The sequence below is a fragment of the Rhodopirellula sp. J20-39 genome, assembly GCF_057365095.1.
Genome location: NZ_CP195123.1, coordinates 2,273,328 through 2,293,150 on the forward strand (window position 1 = coordinate 2,273,328; position 19,823 = coordinate 2,293,150).

Consider the following 19,823-nt stretch of genomic DNA (forward strand, 5'->3'; position numbering starts at 1 on the left):
AACGTGTAATCGGGGCGCAAAATTCCTTCGGAAATGGTAAATCCAGCGCCTCTCCCAGCAGCATTTTGAGCCTCAAAATGCAACAATCCTCGTTCGTTTCATGGTACCCATGGCCTTGCGGTACCCTCAACCTCCCGGATCGACCCGAAGTCGAACCTGGAGGGCTTCATAGGAAAGGGCATCATGCTGAAGATGGAATCCAAGCCAGAGGGCAGTGCCCCTCAGCCGCACGAAAGTCGTTTCTACCACAATCTTGTTCCAGCGTATCAAGCGTTGTGGCCAGCGGTCGCGCGGCGGCGGATCCAGTCGAATCTATCGGCGTTGGAAGTCAACGCAGGTGCCAAGGTCCTCGAGGTTGGTGTCGGTACCGGTATGTCACTGGACGCCTATCCATCGCATTCAGAAGTCCTGGGCGTGGACCTTTCCGAAGCCATGTTGGCCGAAGCGGAAACGTTGATTGAAAAGAACAATTGGTCGCACATCAAAGTTCGTCCGATGAACGCGGAGAAGCTGGAATTCGACGATTCCGTGTTTGACTTGGTGACGTCGTTTCACACCATCAGCGTCGTTTCGCGGCCCGATGAGATGATGCGTGAAATGGTTCGCGTTTGTAAGCCGGGTGGGCGGATCTTGGTGATCAATCACTTCCGCAGCGAAAATCCATTGATTGCCAAAGTGGTTGATTCCGCTGGCGGACTGACGCGTCGCCTTGGATGGCGAACCGATTTGGAAATGAATCAACTGCTCAACGAACTGCCGATTGAAATCGAGAGCTGCCACAAAGACAATCCGCTCTCGCTATTCCGAGTCTTGGTTGCCAAACGCATCTAACCCATCCCTTGCACCGGCAAACTGAATATCGGACGCGGCAAAGAGTCCCTTTTGCTCTCGCTAAGCCCGGACTCTCGTTTCGTCGTCCATAGCGGCAGATCGGGTTTCGACGTGTTCCCTCTATCGAAGCGGCATCATCCCGAAATGCGTCGACGCTAGCTAGGATTGATCGCCGTTGGCAATTCATCGCGGTCGCGGCGCGGTGCCGAAAACATCGGACGGGCGAGCCGGTAGCCGGCGGTGGCGATGTTCATACGTAACCGCGAATACACCTTGCGGTACCGACGCACATTGACGCGTTGGCCGCCAAAGCGGGACTTAAAGACGCCGGGTGAATAAGTTTCACCTTCCCAGCCCGCGCCGGCGAAATCGTAGACCGAAGCGTCTTGATCGATAGCCCATTGGATCGCATCCCAGACCAAGGATGCCTGCGCCGTGATCCCTTGGATTCGCTTTGTCCCAGCGTGCCACCAATAGACACGGCCTTTGAAAATCAAGTGCAAGGACGATGCGATCGGCTTCCCGTTCACTTCCGCAATCGTCAATCGATAACGCGAACGGGGCAGGTGCTGGAACACGTGTTCGAAGTGTTCGCGTTCAACCAGCGGAATCTTAGACCGTGTAAAACTTTCGGTCAGATGTTCGTATAGGTTCGAAAGGTCGGACGAAGGGTCGCCTTCGCGGACGGTTAGACCACGCCGTTGGTTGGCTCGAATGTTGTTACGTCGCTGGTGGGACATGCCGCGGAAGATGTCATCCGGCGTTCGACGCAGGTCCAGTTCGTAGTTGACGTAGTCGTGCGGTTCGTAGCCTAGATCCAGGTACAGCGGATTGGTGTCGTTGGTCGGCGAACAGGGGCGGATTTCCGAGAACACAACCTGGTTGCTGACTTGATCGTCGTGGTGCCTTAGCAGTGCTTTGACCGCTCGCTTCCCCACCGGGCCGTCGATTCCGAGCGGTCCGGCGAAGAAGACGGACCGAGATGAAAGTCGGTTGGGCAGTGCACCGACCGTGCAAACTTGCGTTGCGACCAACAGCCCTGCCACGGTGCCGTCAGGTAGGCAGGCTGCGATGGCGAGAGGCTTGAATTGAGGCGTTTGGGCAAACGCTCGAATCATCTCGCTGGTGTGGAAAATACTTCCGCACGAGTGTGACTGCACGAACTCATCCCAGCCCGGAGTTTCCTCCAAGGGGCGGATGCAAAACGAGCTTGTACCGATCGAACTCATCGGTGAAAGCCAGAAGTGGGGCGGTTCAGCATTGTGCGGGTGCGGGCTCCGGGGCGTGTTGGAGCCAGAAAAGGGATCATTTGGCTAGCTTGAAAATCGATTCCAAACGCTGGCAATCGACGTTTCGGTGCCGCCAGGTGCCCCCAAGTATAGTCACCCCCCCCTGATTGATGAAGCAAAAGAGCATTTTGATCGGCGGATTAACGGTCGACTTGGCCATTTTGTTCTGCAAACGCTGGAATCTAGTGATCAAACTAGCATTTCAGTTTTTTGGGTCGGTTTCGGCTCAGCCGTCCACTCGCCCTGATTTTCGCGAGAAACCACGTTCGATGGTTTTCCATTCCATAGCGTTCCTGGTGTTTTTCGCCTGCGTGTTTTCAGCCTATTGGCTGTTGTCGGGGAAAGCTCGACTCGCGTTGTGCCTAGCCGCCAGTTTGTTTTTCTATGGTTGGTGGGACTACCGCTTTCTGGCACTCATCCTGTTTTCAGTGCTGGTCGATTACCTGATCGGGCTTCGTCTTGGGGACACCACTGACCGACGTGTTCGCCGAACACTGCTGGTGGTCAGTCTCGTCGCCAACCTCGGCCTGCTCGCGACGTTCAAGTACTTCCACTTTTTCAGTGAGAGTTTGGTAGCGGCTTGCCGGACGATTGGATGGCAACTCGATTGGCCCACCCTGAACATCGTGCTGCCAATCGGAATCTCGTTTTATACCTTCCAAACGCTTAGCTACACGATCGACGTGTACCGCCGGGAGATCACTCCAGAGCGGAGCCTCTTGAAGTTCGCAACCTACGTGACCTTCTTTCCACAGTTGGTTGCCGGTCCGATCGTTCGTGCCCGCGAGTTCTTACCGCAACTGCATTCAGATCGGCAATGGTCCTTCGCCAATCTAGAGGCCGGGTTCGGGTTGGTGTTGCTAGGCTTTTTCAAAAAGCTCGTGATCGCTGACAACATCGGGATGTTGGTGGATCACCTTTTTGAATCGCCCCAGTTGTATACCGCGGTCAATACGCTTGTGGTAATCGTGTTGTATGCGTTCCAAATCTATGGCGACTTTTCGGGGTATTCGGACATCGCGATTGGACTCGCCTTGATGATGGGATTCGTGTTCCCGGTCAACTTTCGGTTTCCTTACTTCGCCGATTCGTTCAGTGACTTTTGGTCACGTTGGCACATCACGTTGTCGCAATGGTTACGAGATTATCTTTACATCCCCTTGGGCGGCAGTCGTGGGTCTCGCTTGGCAACGACACGCAACCTGATGACCACTATGATTTTGGGCGGCCTATGGCATGGAGCTAATTGGACGTTCTTGGCTTGGGGCGCACTGCATGGTTTGCTTCTGGTCGTGCAGCACAGTTTGCCGGGGCGTCGAGGAACTCGCTCGTCCGAACTGGAATTGTCAACGGATAAGAAATCCGTCAGCGACACCATTGTCGAACCCTCGTGGAATTTGGCAACGGCGGTTCGAAAAGTCGGTCAGGTAGCATTCGTGTTCACGTCCGTTTGCCTGTTATGGGTGCTCTTCCGCGGGCAAACCTTTGAGCAATCGTTTTGGGTCCTTCGCCAGTTGCCAGCGATGGACGGTTTCCACCCGTCTTCACTGCGAGATCGAATTCCACTGCTTCAAGCTAGCTTGCTGGTGATGTTCTTTATTGTTGGAGAGTGGTTGTTCTTTATGAAAGCATGGCAGTACGTCGAGCGTCGATTCCGCTCGGTTCGTTTGATTGGCTATGCCGGTTTGCTTTGGATGATCGCGTTATTCGGTTCCTTTAGCAGCAACGCTTTTATTTACTTCCAGTTCTAGTCGCAATGTTGAAGTCAGACTCCATTCGAAACTGGCGAAACGCCATTGCTCTACTCGCTCTCTTTCTTGTGGGAGATCGAGTGGGTGCGTACGTGCTGGATCGTGTTTTTCAATCAACTCAGTTCCGTTTTTCGCAAGTCTATTCTGGCCAGTTGCCAGCGGATCTGGTGTTTGTCGGCAACTCGCGAGGCGTTCACATGTTTCACCGTCCCCCTCTTGAGAAAGTTTCGGGGCAACGGGTTGCAAACATCAGTTTTAATGGCATGCCAGCGGAGATGATGCCGGTCATCTGGAGCGACTACCTTGACCACCACGATGTCCCGAAGAAGGTTTTTGTAGAGGTGTCCTGCGTCGGGCGTGATAACGAGCCTGGATCGTTGGAACGATTCTCGGTTTTGATGGCCCACTCACCTGGGATTTGTGACCTGTTGAAGAGAACTCGAAACAAAGAATATTGGTGGTGCCAACTTAGCCATCTGTATCGGTTCAATAGTGAACTCAACTGGCGAAGTCTGTTCTTTCTTCAGAATTCAGACCAGGACTGGATCATGGAGGGGCAGGTCGGCGACGATTGGCAGGACCATCTGTCGGCGGCGCAGTCGTTTCAGGAATCGGAAGGTGATGTCAAAGCAATCTTAAGTTTGATAGAGATTGCCGACCGTTCGGGTGTGGAAGTGGAATTGATCCTCGCACCGTACCTTCCGGCCTATCAAGAACACATGCCCGACCACGATGCCTGGTTAAACGGGTTGGAATCTGAACTCGGTCGAAAGGTCCATGACTATTCATCCGCTCTGTCGAATCCTTCCCATTTCGCCGACCCGATCCACTTGAATCCAGACGGCGCTGAGGCCTTCGCCAACTTCTTACACGATCAGGGCGACCTCACCCCCACACCGACTTCTCGCTGAACGTTGCTCGCTTAGAGGATTTAGCTCGTGTATGGGAATGTGCGGTCGTTGACGTTGCGTAAGTGCCGAAATCCATGCCACGCGGAGTTCGATGCCCATCGGAAGTAAAAGCGGAAGTCGTGTGCGGCTAGAAGATGAACGTGGAACGGATCGCGTCTCGCACGCGTGCCCCCAAAGTCTCGCGATCGACATGAATTCGGACGGGGTTGACCAACCTGGATGGCAGTACGACCGGAGAGTTGATCGTGATTGTTACCTCAAAGTGCGGATCTTGTGGCGTTTGTTTTTCTCCGGAAGAAGCGTTCAATCGCACCCATCCTGAATTGGCCACTTCCGGTGGCAGAGCGTCGACAGGATCGTCCGAAATGGATTGCACTTTACCTTGAATCGAGCCAGCAGGCAGACCTGGGTATGCCAGCGTGATTGGTTGGCCGGTCGTCACCGATTCGATCCATTGCCCTGGCACATACGCCGAGATGACTCTTTCGTGAGTGTCACCAATCGTTGCGATTAAGGTGCCGGGCGTAACAACGGCATCCGAATTGGCCGGTTCAAGTGGCGAGCCCGTTAGGCCGATTCGGCCCGTGCGATGTGCTTGTCGCGAAACCGCGGTGGGCGGGGCGACGAAGAGTGATTCGTTGGGTTGCCATTCGGTAGATAGGTTATCGATGCGACGATTCGCGGTCGCCAATTGCCCCAGCGAGATTTGAAGTCGCTGACGCCAAACCGCGACGTTTGACATCACTTCCGGATTGTGCAAACGCGCTACTTCGCTCGCCTTGAGCGCCGCTCGGGTTTCGTCGACTTGTCCCTGTGCTGCCAATTTACGCAGTTCAAGTCGCCAATCACGGATGCTTATCGCGTTATCCCGATGCTGCACCGTCCCCGTGGATTGGGCAAAGACCAAACGTTCGGATGCTGGACGCACGAGCCCAATGCAGCGAAAAGACTGAGGCAACGGTACGAACAAAACGAATGTCAATGCGACCGCAATCAATCCCGTCCAGACTAGTGCATTGCCGCGTCGGGCGTTTTGCGAGGAAGTTGCGTTTATGCGGCGTTGATCTGGAGCGTTGGGCTGGTTCGTTGCGTTAGGCTGTGTTGGCACGAACCACCGTCGCAACAAAAGACCGCCGAAGAGCCCGCCAATCGGAATTGCCGCTCCCCATCCAATGGTCTGGGATGCGAGTTCGCACACCAGCCACACGATCGCTCCCCAAACGAAAACGCGATAGAGCGTGCTGGCGATGGCGTAGCCGACCAAGAAGGTTCGGCTCGATCTTAAGTCGCTGGGGTGTCCAGCGTCTGATTCATCGTTGCTAAATAGCTGGCGAAGTGCGGATTGTGATTCGGCGGCAAGGTTGGGGATTCCGACCCAGTCTGAAAGCATGAAATAGCCGTCGTATCGCATCAACGGGTTCGCATTGAATGCCAGCGTGCTGACGGAGGCAACGACCACAATCATCGCCGCGATGTCATGAATCGCGCCGTCTCGAGTGACCGACCAGATCAGTACGGCCGCCGCAGCGATCAACAGTTCGCCGATCATTCCGGCTGCTGAAACCAAGATGCGTTGTCGTCGTTGTGGCATCAACCAAGTGTCACTGACATCGCAATACAAACACGGAATGCCTAGCAAAAAGAGCACCCCCATTTCTCGACACTTGCCGCCACCGGCGTGACAGGCGATCCCATGGGCAAGTTCATGGCAAACCTTGACTACACCAATCGCAACCATCAACGCGAACCACGATGGCGTAGTAAAAGCCAGCATGGAGGAAGTCGCCAAACTAACGTCGTGGATGAATCGCTCCAAATTCATCAAGACAATCAACAAAGCGGTTAGCGTGCCGAACAAAGATATCCAAAACAGTCGCTGTTGCCCGAGGACGTTAATCCACTTTAAGCATCGATCTAGAAAATTTGCCGGGTCGATTTCGGAGGCTCGGATGGCGAGCGGATTGGACCACCACGGCGGTTTTCGTTTCACGAACCCGGGCGGTGGTGTGGGAACATGGGTAGGCAAGTCCAGACGTATTTCTTCGAACTCGTCTTGTTCGAAAAAATAGAACTGATCGCTGACCGGTTCCTTGACCACCCAAACCGTTCGGTCGGCCAGCGCGATCTCGCTTGTGACCAATGCATCCATCGTTAGCATCAACGTGAACCTAATGTCACGGACGCTCGGCATCCTGGTTGAACTAGACCATCGGAATTGTCGAATTCGATCCAGAACCGGACCTCGCCCGTCACTGGATCCACTTGAGGGCTAACGAATCGTCGCAGTGCGGTTCGAGCCAACGTTGGACTAGTGGCAACCTTGCCGCCGGATTGACCGGGGCGGTTCGAATCGATGATTTGAATGGAGACGTTGTTCCCCGCCATTAAGCTGGTCGCCGATTCAAACTTGGCGTAGCCTTCCACCCGCAGTCGAATTAGGCCGATGACGCGGGCCAGTTCGTCCCCAGGACGTACCCACTGACCAGGTCGGACCCGCAACGATGCCACCGTGCCAGCGATGGGAGATCGGATTTGTCGTTCGTCTAGATCCACCTCGGCGAATTTCAGTTGCAATCGCTTCAGTTCAATTTCCAGTTTCTCGATTTCTTTGGCTGACTTCGCCTTTTCAATTTCGATGCTCGCCGAACGCAACTGATTGGTCAAAGTTGCTCTTGTCGATGCATCGAGTTTGACGTTTAAGTCGGCCATCGATTGCTGGAATTTGGCCTCGCGGGTTTCCAATAGGCTGCGTTCGTAATCCAAACGCAATGCTTCGATTTCGGATTGTGATACGGCGTCTGCGAATTTTTGTTGTGCGGTTTGGGCTCGTGTCCATTCGTTCTTAGCAACCGCCTCTGCCTTTTGTGCCGCCAACACTTTCAATTCGTTGTCCGCTTGGCTTTGATGCTGATCCATACGAACAGCATGCTCATCCAACCGGCTCTTTTGCGTATCCGCGGCCGCGAGGGCTGTGTCCAACGCGTGTGACTGGTCGCTAAGTGTTTCGGCTATCTCGACATCTCGGCGAGCGAGTTGCAAATTGATTTGCTGTTTGCGATCGTCCAGTTGGACGACCAAATCTTTCGCTGAGAGGACTTGTCCTTCTTGGATTGCCACGTTCGCCACGCGACCGTCGACAACCGAAACGATCACGGCTTCATCAACCAACGCGACGACCAAGCCATCAATGGTTTCCGCATTCAAACGGCACGCGACCATGCAAAACAACAAGGCGATTAGTGCAAAACGTCTCACCAGCCCATACTCCGAATGCGTTCAATCAATGGACGAAACAAGACAAAACCAAGAGGTCGTTTACCAAGCTCCACATGGCCAATCACCGCGGCGCCAACCCGAGTGATACTCTCGTCGATATCATCCAGACGGACCGTGACTTCGATCACGCTTTCGTGATGTTTGTCGATGAAGACGGAATCTGCGATGCGAACGACGTGTCCGGTGAGTTCGACTTCGGGAGCAGATCGTAAACGCAGAGAGACGGACGCCGATGACGACGCGGGTTCATCGTTGGCTTTGGCTTGCGCGGTGGCCAGATAAGCGAACTGATCGCTCGGTAAATCCAAGTACGATAGAAAGCCACCACTTGGTTGAATCACGCTCATCAAAGCTTGGCTTTGCATGACCGTCTTCCCCGCCCAGTCCGCTTGGGCGTCCCGCATCACAATTTGGCCATCGATTGCGGCTTTCATGGTGAGCGAGGCGTAGATTTGATCGATCAGTTCCACTTGCCGTTGCAGCGATCGCACCCGTGCTTGCAAGACGGCTGTATGCGTGCTGGCGATTGACGACGACCCCGTGTTTTGCGGCCGAGTTTGGTCGACTCTCGCGGAAGCCAGTTCGGTTTCAGCGGTTAGAAGTTCGCCGTGTAGGCGATCGTGCTGAAGCTCGATTTCGGGTTGATCAATGATCGCAAGCACATCGCCCTGCTGAACGGTTTGCCCGTCGTGGACTTCAAGCGTTGTGAGCGTGCCAGCGGCCGGGGCAAACACTTCGCGAGCGATTGCCGGGGCGATGACCCCTTCGACAGGTAACCGAAACGGAACCGGGATGAATGCTGCCAGTGTGCATACTGCGGCGATCACCGCGGCAGGAAGAATTAGACGGCTTTTCGTCTTTGGCTGAACAACAACCGGAGCGGAAGTCGCGAGCCGATACCGCTCCTTCAAAAACGCGACGCCACAGCAGTCCAGCACGGAATCGAAAAATGTGTGTTGCCAATTTTCAGCATCGGTAGCTGATTCTTGAACGACGGTTAACTTCAGCGATTCTTGTTCGCCGAGTGTGTAGGTTCCGGTCCAACGTTCGGTCCCGCTTGTCCCCATCGAGCTCGGCTCGCCGTTGGCAAGCAAGCACGTCCTTCGATCTTCGATGATCCAGTCGAGCGTAGTCGACGCGGGGGTGATGGCCTGGATCGCTTCGGCCGACTTGTTGAAGACATCCGCTGCCCTGAATCGCTTGCCATCCACACGGGCGACCAGCTCATCGAGCTGCTCGATACGCTCAGTGGCGACTTGGCGACGGTCGAGCATCCGGGACGGATCCAAGGTGAAAGGGAAGTAGTCATTTCTGTGCGAGCTAACGCGAAAGCCCAAACTCGCACATAGAACAGCCTAATCGTTGGCGCCGCGCACATCATCACGCAAATTGCATAGCGGCCCACCGATTATGCCCGATAAGGTGACTATTCTTCCACCTCAATAAAATCAATGTTCAGCAGTCCCAGCGCCTTCAGGTAAATCATATAGAGAACCGGCACCAAAAGCAGAACCAACACCGTCGACACCATCAAGCCGAACGCCAAGCTCGTCGCCATTGGAATCAGCAATTGGGCCTGGAATGAGGTTTCGGTCAGCAGAGGCATTAGGCCAGCGATCGTGGTCATACTGGTCAGCATGATTGGACGAAAGCGACGACGGCCGGATTCCAAAATGGCTTCCACCGGCTCAACGCCAGCACGAACACGAGAATTGATGAAGTCGATCAACACGATCGAGTCATTCACAACGACCCCCGCCAACGCGACTAAGCCAAACATGCTGAATAGCGTCAAAGGAAGCCCCAACAATCCGTGGCCCCACACGGCCCCGATCATTCCAAAGGGAACGATGAACAAGATCAGGAGCGGTTGTGCGTACGATCGGAACTGCAAAACCAGCAAGACAAACATGCACAAGATTGCGACGGCAAAGCCCACCATCAAGCTACCCACCGATTCGCGACTCTGTTCTTGTTGGCCTTCCCAACGCAAAGACACGTGTGGGTACTGGGCCAGGAATTCCGGCAAGTAATCGCGTTTGAGTTGGCTGATGATCAAATCAGCATTGGCGGTCGTTTCATCTAGGTCGGCCGAAATCGTAATGCTGCGTTGTTGATCGACGCGGTTAATTTCAGAAAAACCACGTTGCAGATCGATTTCCGCGAGTTCGCCGATCGGCCGTGACATTCCGTCTCGACCGCTCACCTTGATTTCGCGGAAGTTGACCAGCGACGCCCGTTCTTCCTCGGGGTAACGCACCATCAACTTCACTTCGTGGCGACCACGCTGAAGCCGCATGACTTCCGCGCCGTAATAAGTGTTACGGACGGTTTGGCCAAGATCCGTTGGCGTCACGCCGGTGGCGAGTGCTCGATCTTTGACGCGAAATTGAAACTCCCACTTGCCGGGCGTGTTGTCGTCGGAAATGTCGAAGACGCCGGCGAACTTTTCGACGCGAGCCTTCATCGCCTCCGTCGCTTCGAGCAGTTCGTCGATGTGCTCACCGGCGGCGAGTAATTTGAATTCAATCGGTTGACCGGCCGGACCAACACCGACGCTGCCATAGGTGACCTTTTCGACGCCAGGAATTTCACCGGTGGCCTTACGCCAACGACTTAGCAAATCGTCGCTATGGACGTTTCGGATTTCGGTGTCGTGGAGTTCTACGAATACTTGTCCAGCGTTGCTGCCGGTGTTGTTTTGCCCACCCATCGGGCCTTGAGTGTTCGCGATCGCGCCGACCTCGCGGAATGCCAACCGAACTGGGCCGACGTAACCACCCTGCGGAAGTGGGTAGATTTGTTCGATGGATCGTTTCTCTTTCGCGGCACGTTCAGCGGCAATCTCTGCACTGACTTTGGCGAGTGCCTTTTCCATCCGTCGCGTTGCCGCGTCGGTCGCTTTGGATGGCGTTCCGTTGGGGAAAACGACGGTTGCTTGCAGGTAGTTGTTATCTGATTTGGGGAACAAAATGGTCTTCACCAAACCGCCGCGAACCAAACCAAAGGTTCCAATCAACATTCCAATGGCTACGGCAATCGGTAAGACCGGGTTGCGCAGTCCAAAATGCAATGACGGCACATAAATGTGTTCGGCAAACCATTCCATCGCGTCACTAGCGTGTCCGTTAATCCAAAGCAGCAACAGCATGAACGGACGCAACGGGTACATCAGCATGGATGCCAAGCGAAAGAATCCGGCATGCGAGTGCGCGAGGTGACACGGCAGGACAAAAGTGCTTTCCCACAGCGAGATGATCAGCATCGCGATCACCGCGAACGGGATCACCGCCATGAATTTGCCCATCACACCGGACACGAAGAACATGGGTGAAAACGCGATGACGGTTGTGGCGATCGACGCTGCCACGCTGGGCAGCACTTCGGTTGCGCCGTCGACCGCAGCGTCCATCAACGTTTTGCCCATTTGCCGGTGAGCATAGATGTTTTCACCGATCACGATCGCGTCATCGACGACGATTCCCAGTGCGATCAAGAACGAAAACAACGACAGCATATTGAGTGTCTGGTCACCGTAGGCCAAGAACGCGCCGGCACCGAGAATCGAGATGGGAATTCCCATCGCGACCCAAAACGCGAGTCGAACTTCCAGGAAGAAAGCCAGCACCAAAAACACCAGCCCTAGCCCTTGAGCACCGTTGCGAAGCAGCAATGCCATTCGGTCACGAACGTCGGTACTGGTGTCGCCCCAGATAACAAAGCGGTAACCGTCCGGAAGCGTAGCTTGGTCCACGTAAGCCCGGACGTCGTCAACCAACGCCAAAAGATCTTCGCTTTTGGTGCGTTGCACGTTGACGATGACGGATGGCTCGCCGTTGATCTCACCAACCGATGTGATGTCTTCAAATTCGTCCCGTACGACACCCAGGTCGCCGACCGTTAGAACCACGCCACCGCTTTCGGTGACCAACGGAATCTTTTCGATTTCAGGTCCAATGCGACCTTTGTTCTTGGCCCGCAAGAGAATCTCTTGCCCGCGTGATTTCAATTGTCCACCGGGCAATTCAATGTTGTGGCTGCGAATACTGGCAGCCACCTGGTCCAGCGTCATGCCGTAAGAACGCAAGGTCGCTTCGGGGATCTCCACATCAATTTGATACGGGCGTGTTCCCATCAATTCGGCGACCGAAACGCTAGGCAGAAGCAGCATTTCGGAACGTACACGTTCGGCGACTTCTCGCAGAGCTAGCTCACCGGTTCGAGTGCGATCGTCCGGGCCGATGATGCCCACGCGAATCGCCGTTTCGCGAAAGGTGATCTGTTCCACCTGGGGATCTTCAGCGAGATCCGGAAAGCTGGGAATGCGGTCGACTTCCCGGTCGATTTCGGACATTACTTTTTGCACATCGTCAATGTCGCTGCGCAGTTCGGCGAGGACATATCCGGTGCCTTCCATCGCAATGGAGGTGACCTTCTTGATGCCGTCGATGGAGCGGATTGCTTCTTCGATTTTTTGACAGATCGCCTCTTCGGCGTCCTGTGGCGTCGCACCCGGGTAGGGCACCGAGATCATCACGACTTCAAGTTCGAATTCGGGAAAGACTTCACGCCGCATCGATGCGAATGAGCCGACGCCCACCAGCATCAAAGCTAGCATTAAGACGTTCATTCCGGGCGCGTTGTGAATCGCCCATGAGATTGCTTGTTTCATCGGTCACTCCGTATCGCGACTGATGTCGGTGCGGCATCCGTTGCCCCGGTTTCGGATGCTGTTTCATCGGTTGCCTTCGCGGCCGCTTCTTTCTTGTCCGGATTCACCACTTCGGCGGACGCTCGGACGGGAACAACGCTATTGGAGAGGCTGCCTAATGGCGAGACGATGACGTAGGAACCGTCACCCAAAGTGGCATTGGCCATTTTGGGAACTTCGCAAATCCAGTTTTGTGAATCTCCATCGGAACTGCCTAATGGACCAACGTAGCGATCGACTGGGCGAATCCCTTCCACGACGTGCAGGTTGCCGGGAACCCACGCCGAGGGATTGAACCCCGCTTCGGCCAAAGCTTCTTTAGATGCTTCTTCCAGTTTGGCTAGTTCTTCGGCAGTCGGTTTTGCTTCGGTTGGCTTGGCAGCGGTCTTGTCCTTCTTGCCATCCGAGTCGCCGGTGCCCTTTGTATCTTCAGGACTGGTCGGGTCGCTTTCCGACGCAGCAGTTTCTGACTTCACGATTGCGTTTCGTGACTTATCCAGTACCGATGTGTCGGGAATGAATTGCCAAATTCGGTTGCCAGGCTTCAGTGCTTCGCCAGGTAAGACAACCAAGTCAACCGAGGGATCCAATTCCAAACGAAGGCTCACGAACATACCACGTACCAAGGTCGTTGGACCGGCCACACGCAATACATCGGTGGAAGATTCGCTGTCGGGATTGACCGGTTTGCCGTTACGAAGCACGGTGAATTTTTGCGGATCGTCGACCAGGATACGGACTGGGACGGTACGGGTTTGTTCGTCCAAACCGATCCCGTCGTAGCCGATCAGTTCCCCTTGCCATTGATAGGCTAAGTCATCACGACCGGATAACAGGTACTGCACCTTGACCGGTGTGGCGGGCAGGTTGTAGCCGCGAACTGGGTTGCCGTTGGCTTCTGTCAGTAGGTCTAATTCGTTTCGTTTTTGGTTCAGCACCCAATACAGTTGGTCAGTACGAAGACTGGCCGCGACCTCCACCTTGGACGTGTCTTCCATTGTCACCACAGGACTGCCACGGGCGACGAATGTGTTCAGTTCCGCCTGTTCGCTAACGATGACGCCATCCATCGGGGCAACGATCTGGGTGCGTTCCAGGTTGTTTTGGGCCGCTTCCAATTGCATCTTGGCAAGTTGCTCGGCGGATTGCAGTCGGATGCGTCGTTTCTTCGCAAGCTCGAGTTGATTTTGCAATGTTAGCAAAGCTTGTTCGGCCTGCAGCAACGCGCGGCGGGCTTGATCGATCTCGCCTTTGCTAGCGAATTGGCTTGGTAGGGTTTCTTGACGTTTCAGTTCACGCCGTTGCAATTCAATGTCGGCCCGAGCCAGTTCCATCGAACGGTCCGTGTTGGCCATTTCTTGGTCGACTTCGCCCAAGGCCTCGTACTCTTGTTGTTGCAAACGCTGCAGACGTTTTACTTCCAGTTCGTAATCGGTGGTGTCGATCACCATCAGTACATCGCCTTGATTGACGTACTTGCCAGCTTCGCAGAGCGGTGATTTCTCGATGATTTGGCCTGCGACTTCGGTTGCCAACACGATTTCTCGAAACGGGACAACGGTCCCATCAGTCGTCAATTCGAGTTTCTGGCCGGTGCTAGCAAGCGACTGAACCGGAACAACGTCGACGGCGGGCAAGGCGAACAATCGCCCGCCGGTCGTGTCGTCGATTGGCGGACGGGCAGGTGACTCCACGCTGCCGAGCACGTAGACGATTGCGCCAGCGGCTGCCAACAGAGCTAACGGGCAAACGATGTTGAACAGCAACCACGACGACCAACTACTGCTTAGTTTCGCGCGGGTTTGCGATGCCGTTGTCGTCACCGATGGACCGTTGGCCGTCACCGGAGTGACGCCGTCGTTCGCCGGCGCAGTGGGAGCTTGATAGGGATCGCTTGCTCCTTTGGATGCCGGACTTTCTTGGGTAGATTCAATGCTCATGTTAGCGGCATTCTTTTGAAGACTCTGTTTGGATCGCTTCGAGATTTCGGCGATGTTCAATGACGGTTCCTCGTCCACAAACGGCGAGCGTCGTCGCCGTGATGTGTCGGCATAATGACGCCAGGTCGTAATGACGCGAGCGGATGGATGGTGCGATGAGTCGTTCGATCACAGGCTGGCCGATTCGGTAGTGCAAGCACTGGCCGATCACGCCGAGGGTAACCTGTTCGACGAGCGATTCGTTGAGCCAGTCGGAATCGGTGGCTCCGATGTCTCCTGTGGGGGCAGCCGACTCGCGATGAGCGGCTGATTCGTCGGGATTGTTTGGAACGACAAGATTGGCGTCGATAAGTTCGGCAATGGTTTGACACATCACGTCGTAGAGCGGCTTGAAATACTCTTCAATCAACTCACTAAGCGCTTCGGTGGGTTGCTCCATTTCACGGGCCAACAACATTGATTCCCAACTGGTTTCGTCGCAAGACAACATCCGCGACAAGAGCGTGTGGATCAGTCGTTGCAGCGTTTCTTCCGCCGGTGCACTGCCCAGCACCGGTGCTGGGAATTGGCTAACGCGTTTGTGACGAATCGATGTAATGACGGCCCGGTAGAGCCCCATTTTGTCGCCGTAGTAATAGCTGACCGCCGCGACGTTCACGCCCGCCAGTTTCGCGATTTCACGTACGGGTGTGCGGTCGAATCCACGCTGGGCGAACACCGGACCGGCCGCATCCAGTAGTCGCTGGGCGGGGTCAGTCGCGCTGGAAGGTGTTGCTGAACTGGTCAAAAATGAACTTTTGCTGGGAAATCAAATCGCTCGGACAGAATCCGCGCCTACCGACATCGTGCTTTTAGCCTATTCTGATTGCATGGCAAGCCGAGTTAAACACCTGTTTGAAACATTTGTTTGAAATTTAATTTATCGCCCCTCGCCGGGCGGGTTTCAAAAGCCAGGTCGTACCACCCGCTTGCCTAACGACCGTTTTGCTAGCGTTTTGCAATCCGTATTTGGCGCGTGTTTGCCGCGTGTTTTTTCACTAGGAAGCCTCTTCTATGTCGCGTCGTCAACTCAATCCATTTGTTGCCGCCCTGTTCGGTCTGTTGTTGGTTCCTGGGTCGATGGTTTTGCAGGCGTGGAACGAGTACCGGACGATTCACCGCACGCGAGGGCTCAATGAGGCTGCCGAAATTGTGCAAACCATTGACGATGTGCAGACTCTGCGGGACGACTTGGACCACCAGCTAATTCACATGGCAGGCGACGCGAAGGTTCAAGGCGTTTTGCGTGATCCTGACTTCGGCGTCGAATCGCCTGCGATTCATCTGCGCCGCGTTGTCGAAATGTACCAGTGGGAAGAGGACGAGCAGCGACACGACGGCCGTACCTCGTACAGCTATGACAAAGGCTGGCACGAAGGGCGAATCGATAGCGAGCGTTTTGAACGTCGATCCGGTCACCAAAACCCGCAACCCAAGTTCGCTTCGTGGGAACAGTTGGCGGATAACGTGACCGTTGGGCAGTACCAATTGAGCAAGTCTTTGGCTCGGCAAAAGACAGACGCCCAGTCAGTCGAGCTGGACGTTAAGCAGATTCGGCAATCCTTAGGTGATCCGCTTGGCAGGCAAATCGTTATCGACGGCGACCGATTGTTTTACGCCGCAAACTTAAACGTGCCAAAGAAGGCGAAGGCTGAGGCTTCGGACTCTGCTGCCGCTGAACCCACTGTCGCTGACGCGAGTGCTGAACCCATTGCCGTAGACGCGGCTGCCGCTGAGGCGAGTGCTGTCGCCCCCATTGCCGCGGACGTCAATGCCAGGGAGGAAACCGAGGCTCGTTTTGCAGAGAGTTTCGATATCGATCCACGCTCGCCGCGGGTGGGTGATTTACGGATCTTCTTCGAAGCGGTACCTCAAGGCCCGGTCAGTTTGATCGCGGGACTCAAGGGTAATACCTTCGCTTCTTATGAAACCAGCAACGGCGAACCAATGGAACGCCTCTATGCCGGAACGTTGACCGCCGAACAGGTCATTGGCAACATGCGATCTGAGAACACGATTATGGCTTGGATGTTGCGTGGGCTTGGCTGCGTGCTTTGTTTCGTTGGTGTCACGATGATCTTTTCGCCCGCCCAAGCACTCTTTCGCTGGATACCATTGGTAGGCGACATCACCGGGGCGTTGATTGCCGCGGTCGCTTTCGCGGTCGCACTGGTGTGCGGGATCACCACCATCGCGGTGTCGTGGGTTGCCGTGCGTCCTGTCTTTGCGATTGGCTTGCTGGCCATTTCCGCCGGTATCGTCTATCTGTTACGCCGAACTCAAAAGCGTGTGGACCACTCGCATCACCACGGTCACAACGAGACGATCGTTTTGTCCGAAGATGCCATCATCTCGTGATTGCGTCTTCAGCATATTAACAGTCGACGGCGATCGTTGACCGTTGGTTTCAAATAGCGATCCTGAAAGACGGCGCTTGCCGGATCTGATTGGCAAACGCCGTCGATCATCGAATCCGCCGTTAAAAAATTCCCATAGCGACTAGCGAGTAGCGGACGATCAATCCGGCGACGACGACACTCACCATGCTCATCAGCTTGATCAGAATGTTCAAGCTGGGACCGCTGGTGTCTTTGAAGGGATCACCCACGGTGTCGCCGACAACGGAGGCCTTGTGTGCCGGACTGCCTTTGCCGCCGTGGTGTCCCGCTTCGATGTACTTCTTGGCGTTGTCCCACATCCCACCACTGTTGGCCATGAAAACGGCTAAGCAGAAACCACTTGTTAAGCATCCGGTTAACAAACCAAGTACACCACCCACGCCCAGCAGCAACCCAACGCCGATTGGCAGCAGCAAACCTAGCAGGCTGGGTAAGATCATTTCACGCTGCGCCGCAAGCGTGCTGATTGCGATCGGGCGCTGGTAATCGGGAGTCGCGCTACCGTCCAAGATGCCCGGGTTCTCTTGGAATTGCCGGCGTACTTCCAGCACCATGCCTTCGGCGGCACGACCAACGGACTTCATTGTCATCGCGCAAAACAGAAACGTGCTCATCGCACCCAAGAAGATGCCGACCAGGACGCGCGGATTCATCAGTGTTGCGTCGAAGTACAACAAGAAGTCAACCAACGTCGCTTTAGATACCGCGACGAGTTCACCGGGCACCGAATCCAGTGGTGACGTTCCCGTTAACGCCGACTCGTACGCGACCGCGTTCCATTGTTCGGCCGCTTCAAGAGGTGTGTTGCGAGCTGGCATCACTAAAAAGGTCTCGTTCCCGTTGGGCGTTTTCTCGATCACAACACCGTTGCTGAGTTTGAACATGCCGTCGTCTTGAATCGTGATCGCGACATCGTGGCCCCATCGCTCGAAACCGTCCCGCACCGATTCGACATAGGCTGCTAAGAGTGCTAATGCGGTTAACGCCGCCGAGCCGATGGCAAACCCTTTCCCGGTTGCCGCCGTGGTGTTGCCTAGACTGTCCAGTGCATCGGTGCGATCGCGGACGATGGGGGCCAAGCCAGCCATTTCTGCGTTGCCGCCAGCGTTGTCGGCGATCGGTCCGTAGGCGTCTGTGGCCAACGTGATGCCTAGCGTGCTGAGCATGCCAACCGCAGCGATACCGACACCGTACAAGCCCAGCGAGAAACGATTGACATCGTTGAAGCTGCCACCGTTGGCAAATCCAAACGCCAGTAGCATCGCTGCGGACACGATCACCACGGGCAACCAAACACTCATCATGCCATCGGCCACGCCACCGATGATGATGGTGGCGGGCCCGGTTTCGGCTTGGCTAGCGAGATGTTGAGTCGTGGCGTATTCATCGCTGGTTACCCGTTCGGTCCATTGGCCGATCGCCCATCCGGCGAACAGACCGATGACGACACTGACCGCAACGCCCGGAAGCACGCCGAACAACATCGTGCCGGGAACTTGCGGCATCAGCCATATCGATAGCACCACCGCTGCGATCATGACCAACAGGGATGAGCGATTGATCCCGCGAGCCAGTGCGTGCAGCAAAGCCTTTTGAGAGAGTTCGTCGCCCGTTTTGACCGCGTAGATTCCGGCGATTGACGAAGCAATTCCCACCGCCGCGATCACCATCGGCAGCATCATCGCACTGAGTTGAGCCGAGACCAGGTCAACACCTTCGGGCAACAGCCCGGGTTGGCTGAACGCGGCCACACCCAGGGCTGAGGCAGCCAAAATCGAACCGGTATAAGACTCGTACAAATCAGCTCCCATGCCGGCAACATCGCCCACATTGTCGCCCACGTTATCGGCGATGGTGGCCGGGTTGCGAGGCGAGTCCTCGGCAAGGCTTTGTTCCACTTTGCCTACCAAATCGGCACCCACATCGGCCGCTTTGGTGAAGATGCCGCCGCCGACTCGCGCGAACAAGGCTTGCGCACTCGCTCCCATGCCGAACGAAAGCATGGTGACGGAAATTTGTTGCAAGCTAAGGGTTGCGTCCTCACCGCCCAAGGCCGGCACGCCCCAGTACAAAACGGCAAACCAAGCACCGATATAAAACAGTCCCATCCCGACGACGGTCAGCCCCATGACGGCACCGCTGCGAAAGGCGACCTGCAGTCCTTCGTTAAGCGAATGGCTGGCTCCAGCGGCCGTCCGGCTGCTCGCCTGGGTCGCGGTCTTCATTCCAAACCAGCCGCACAGACCGCTGAACAAGCCGCCGGTTAGAAACGCGATCGGAGTGAATGCGGAAAGCACGTTCAAGCCAAAGGCGGCCACGGCCAGCAGTCCCGTCACGATTACAAAGACGATCGTGACCACTTTGTTTTGTTGATTCAGATAAGCCGCCGCGCCTTCGCGAACGCTTTGGGCGATCGCTCGCATCGCATCGTTTCCTTCGTCCGCTCGCATCATCTCTCGATAAAATCGCCACGCCCAAACGAGGGCGGTCAACGATGCGGACATTGCAATCAACCAAACCAAGATGGCTTGCATCAGATTCTCCTGAATAGGTGCGGCATCGAGCTAGAAAAGCAGGGTGAACGACCCTCAATGGGAAGTTCAGGCTGATTCATACCAGCGTACCAGGATTCAATGTGCGCGGAGGTGTCTGACACAGCTTCGGAAGCAATGGAAG

General features: G+C 55.3%; 12 protein-coding genes. 4 read left to right on the forward strand and 8 right to left on the reverse strand.

The genetic code is table 11. The annotated features are described in order from the left end of the window. Positions 1–183 precede the first annotated feature (183 nt). Positions 184–831 carry a class I SAM-dependent methyltransferase gene (locus ACR3ZL_RS08255; protein ID WP_473648355.1) on the forward strand — a complete coding sequence of 216 codons (648 nt, stop codon included), beginning with the start codon at positions 184–186 and terminating at the stop codon, positions 829–831. Positions 832–986: 155 nt separating this feature from the next. On the opposite strand, the gene ACR3ZL_RS08260 is transcribed toward ACR3ZL_RS08255, so the two are convergent. Then, positions 987–2,060, reverse strand: coding sequence for a lipid II:glycine glycyltransferase FemX (locus ACR3ZL_RS08260; RefSeq protein WP_473648354.1), 1,074 nt, complete (start codon positions 2,058–2,060; stop codon positions 987–989). A 170-nt stretch (positions 2,061–2,230) separates the two neighbouring features. Here ACR3ZL_RS08260 and ACR3ZL_RS08265 point away from each other — a divergent pair, with 170 nt between their 5' ends. Next, positions 2,231–3,871: an MBOAT family O-acyltransferase gene (locus ACR3ZL_RS08265; RefSeq protein WP_473648353.1), complete on the forward strand. Its 1,641-nt coding sequence runs from the start codon at positions 2,231–2,233 to the stop codon at positions 3,869–3,871. A 5-nt stretch (positions 3,872–3,876) separates the two neighbouring features. Continuing rightward, entirely contained in the window at positions 3,877–4,782 is a 906-nt protein-coding gene (locus tag ACR3ZL_RS08270; protein ID WP_473648352.1) for an SGNH/GDSL hydrolase family protein, read from the forward strand. Between the two features lie 127 nt (positions 4,783–4,909). Here ACR3ZL_RS08270 and ACR3ZL_RS08275 read toward each other — a convergent pair whose 3' ends face one another. The 6 genes from ACR3ZL_RS08275 to ACR3ZL_RS08300 all read right to left on the reverse strand — a co-directional run bounded on the left by ACR3ZL_RS08275 (position 4,910) and on the right by ACR3ZL_RS08300 (position 15,496). Next, positions 4,910–6,940, reverse strand: a complete 2,031-nt coding sequence (locus tag ACR3ZL_RS08275) for a hypothetical protein (RefSeq protein WP_473648351.1) — start codon at positions 6,938–6,940, stop codon at positions 4,910–4,912. Continuing rightward, positions 6,940–8,037 (reverse strand): HlyD family secretion protein, encoded by a 1,098-nt coding sequence (locus tag ACR3ZL_RS08280; RefSeq protein ID WP_473648350.1) that lies wholly within the window; start codon positions 8,035–8,037, stop codon positions 6,940–6,942. Before ACR3ZL_RS08280 ends, ACR3ZL_RS08275 begins: the two co-directional genes overlap by 1 nt. Further along, entirely contained in the window at positions 8,034–9,332 is a 1,299-nt protein-coding gene (locus tag ACR3ZL_RS08285; protein WP_473648349.1) for an efflux RND transporter periplasmic adaptor subunit, read from the reverse strand. The genes ACR3ZL_RS08280 and ACR3ZL_RS08285 overlap by 4 nt, the downstream gene beginning before the upstream one ends. A gap of 152 nt (positions 9,333–9,484) precedes the next feature. After that, positions 9,485–12,730, reverse strand: a complete 3,246-nt coding sequence (locus ACR3ZL_RS08290; protein WP_473648348.1) for an efflux RND transporter permease subunit — start codon at positions 12,728–12,730, stop codon at positions 9,485–9,487. Further along, positions 12,727–14,709 carry an HlyD family secretion protein gene (locus ACR3ZL_RS08295; RefSeq protein WP_473648347.1) on the reverse strand — a complete coding sequence of 661 codons (1,983 nt, stop codon included), beginning with the start codon at positions 14,707–14,709 and terminating at the stop codon, positions 12,727–12,729. Before ACR3ZL_RS08295 ends, ACR3ZL_RS08290 begins: the two co-directional genes overlap by 4 nt. A gap of 1 nt (position 14,710) precedes the next feature. Continuing rightward, on the reverse strand, positions 14,711–15,496 hold the full coding sequence (locus ACR3ZL_RS08300; RefSeq protein WP_473648346.1) for a CerR family C-terminal domain-containing protein: 786 nt from the start codon (positions 15,494–15,496) through the stop codon (positions 14,711–14,713). Between the two features lie 266 nt (positions 15,497–15,762). Between ACR3ZL_RS08300 and ACR3ZL_RS08305 the strand changes: the two genes are divergently transcribed. After that, entirely contained in the window at positions 15,763–17,106 is a 1,344-nt protein-coding gene (locus ACR3ZL_RS08305; protein WP_473648345.1) for a TMEM43 family protein, read from the forward strand. Positions 17,107–17,227: 121 nt separating this feature from the next. Here the strand turns inward: ACR3ZL_RS08305 and ACR3ZL_RS08310 are convergent, their stop codons facing one another. Beyond that, entirely contained in the window at positions 17,228–19,681 is a 2,454-nt protein-coding gene (locus tag ACR3ZL_RS08310; protein ID WP_473648344.1) for a sodium-translocating pyrophosphatase, read from the reverse strand. Between the last annotated feature and the right edge of the window lie 142 nt (positions 19,682–19,823).

Bases quoted from the DNA above. Each gene is read 5' to 3' on its own strand.
- ACR3ZL_RS08295 (WP_473648347.1), bottom strand. From the start codon at position 14,709: ATGAGCATTGAATCTACCCAAGAAAGTCCGGCATCCAAAGGAGCAAGC.
- ACR3ZL_RS08275 (WP_473648351.1), bottom strand. From the start codon at position 6,940: ATGCTAACGATGGATGCATTGGTCACAAGCGAGATCGCGCTGGCCGAC.
- ACR3ZL_RS08290 (WP_473648348.1), bottom strand. From the start codon at position 12,730: ATGAAACAAGCAATCTCATGGGCGATTCACAACGCGCCCGGAATGAAC.
- ACR3ZL_RS08255 (WP_473648355.1), top strand. From the start codon at position 184: ATGCTGAAGATGGAATCCAAGCCAGAGGGCAGTGCCCCTCAGCCGCAC.
- ACR3ZL_RS08265 (WP_473648353.1), top strand. From the start codon at position 2,231: ATGAAGCAAAAGAGCATTTTGATCGGCGGATTAACGGTCGACTTGGCC.
- ACR3ZL_RS08285 (WP_473648349.1), bottom strand. From the start codon at position 9,332: ATGCTCGACCGTCGCCAAGTCGCCACTGAGCGTATCGAGCAGCTCGAT.
- ACR3ZL_RS08270 (WP_473648352.1), top strand. From the start codon at position 3,877: ATGTTGAAGTCAGACTCCATTCGAAACTGGCGAAACGCCATTGCTCTA.
- ACR3ZL_RS08305 (WP_473648345.1), top strand. From the start codon at position 15,763: ATGTCGCGTCGTCAACTCAATCCATTTGTTGCCGCCCTGTTCGGTCTG.
- ACR3ZL_RS08310 (WP_473648344.1), bottom strand. From the start codon at position 19,681: ATGCAAGCCATCTTGGTTTGGTTGATTGCAATGTCCGCATCGTTGACC.
- ACR3ZL_RS08260 (WP_473648354.1), bottom strand. From the start codon at position 2,060: ATGAGTTCGATCGGTACAAGCTCGTTTTGCATCCGCCCCTTGGAGGAA.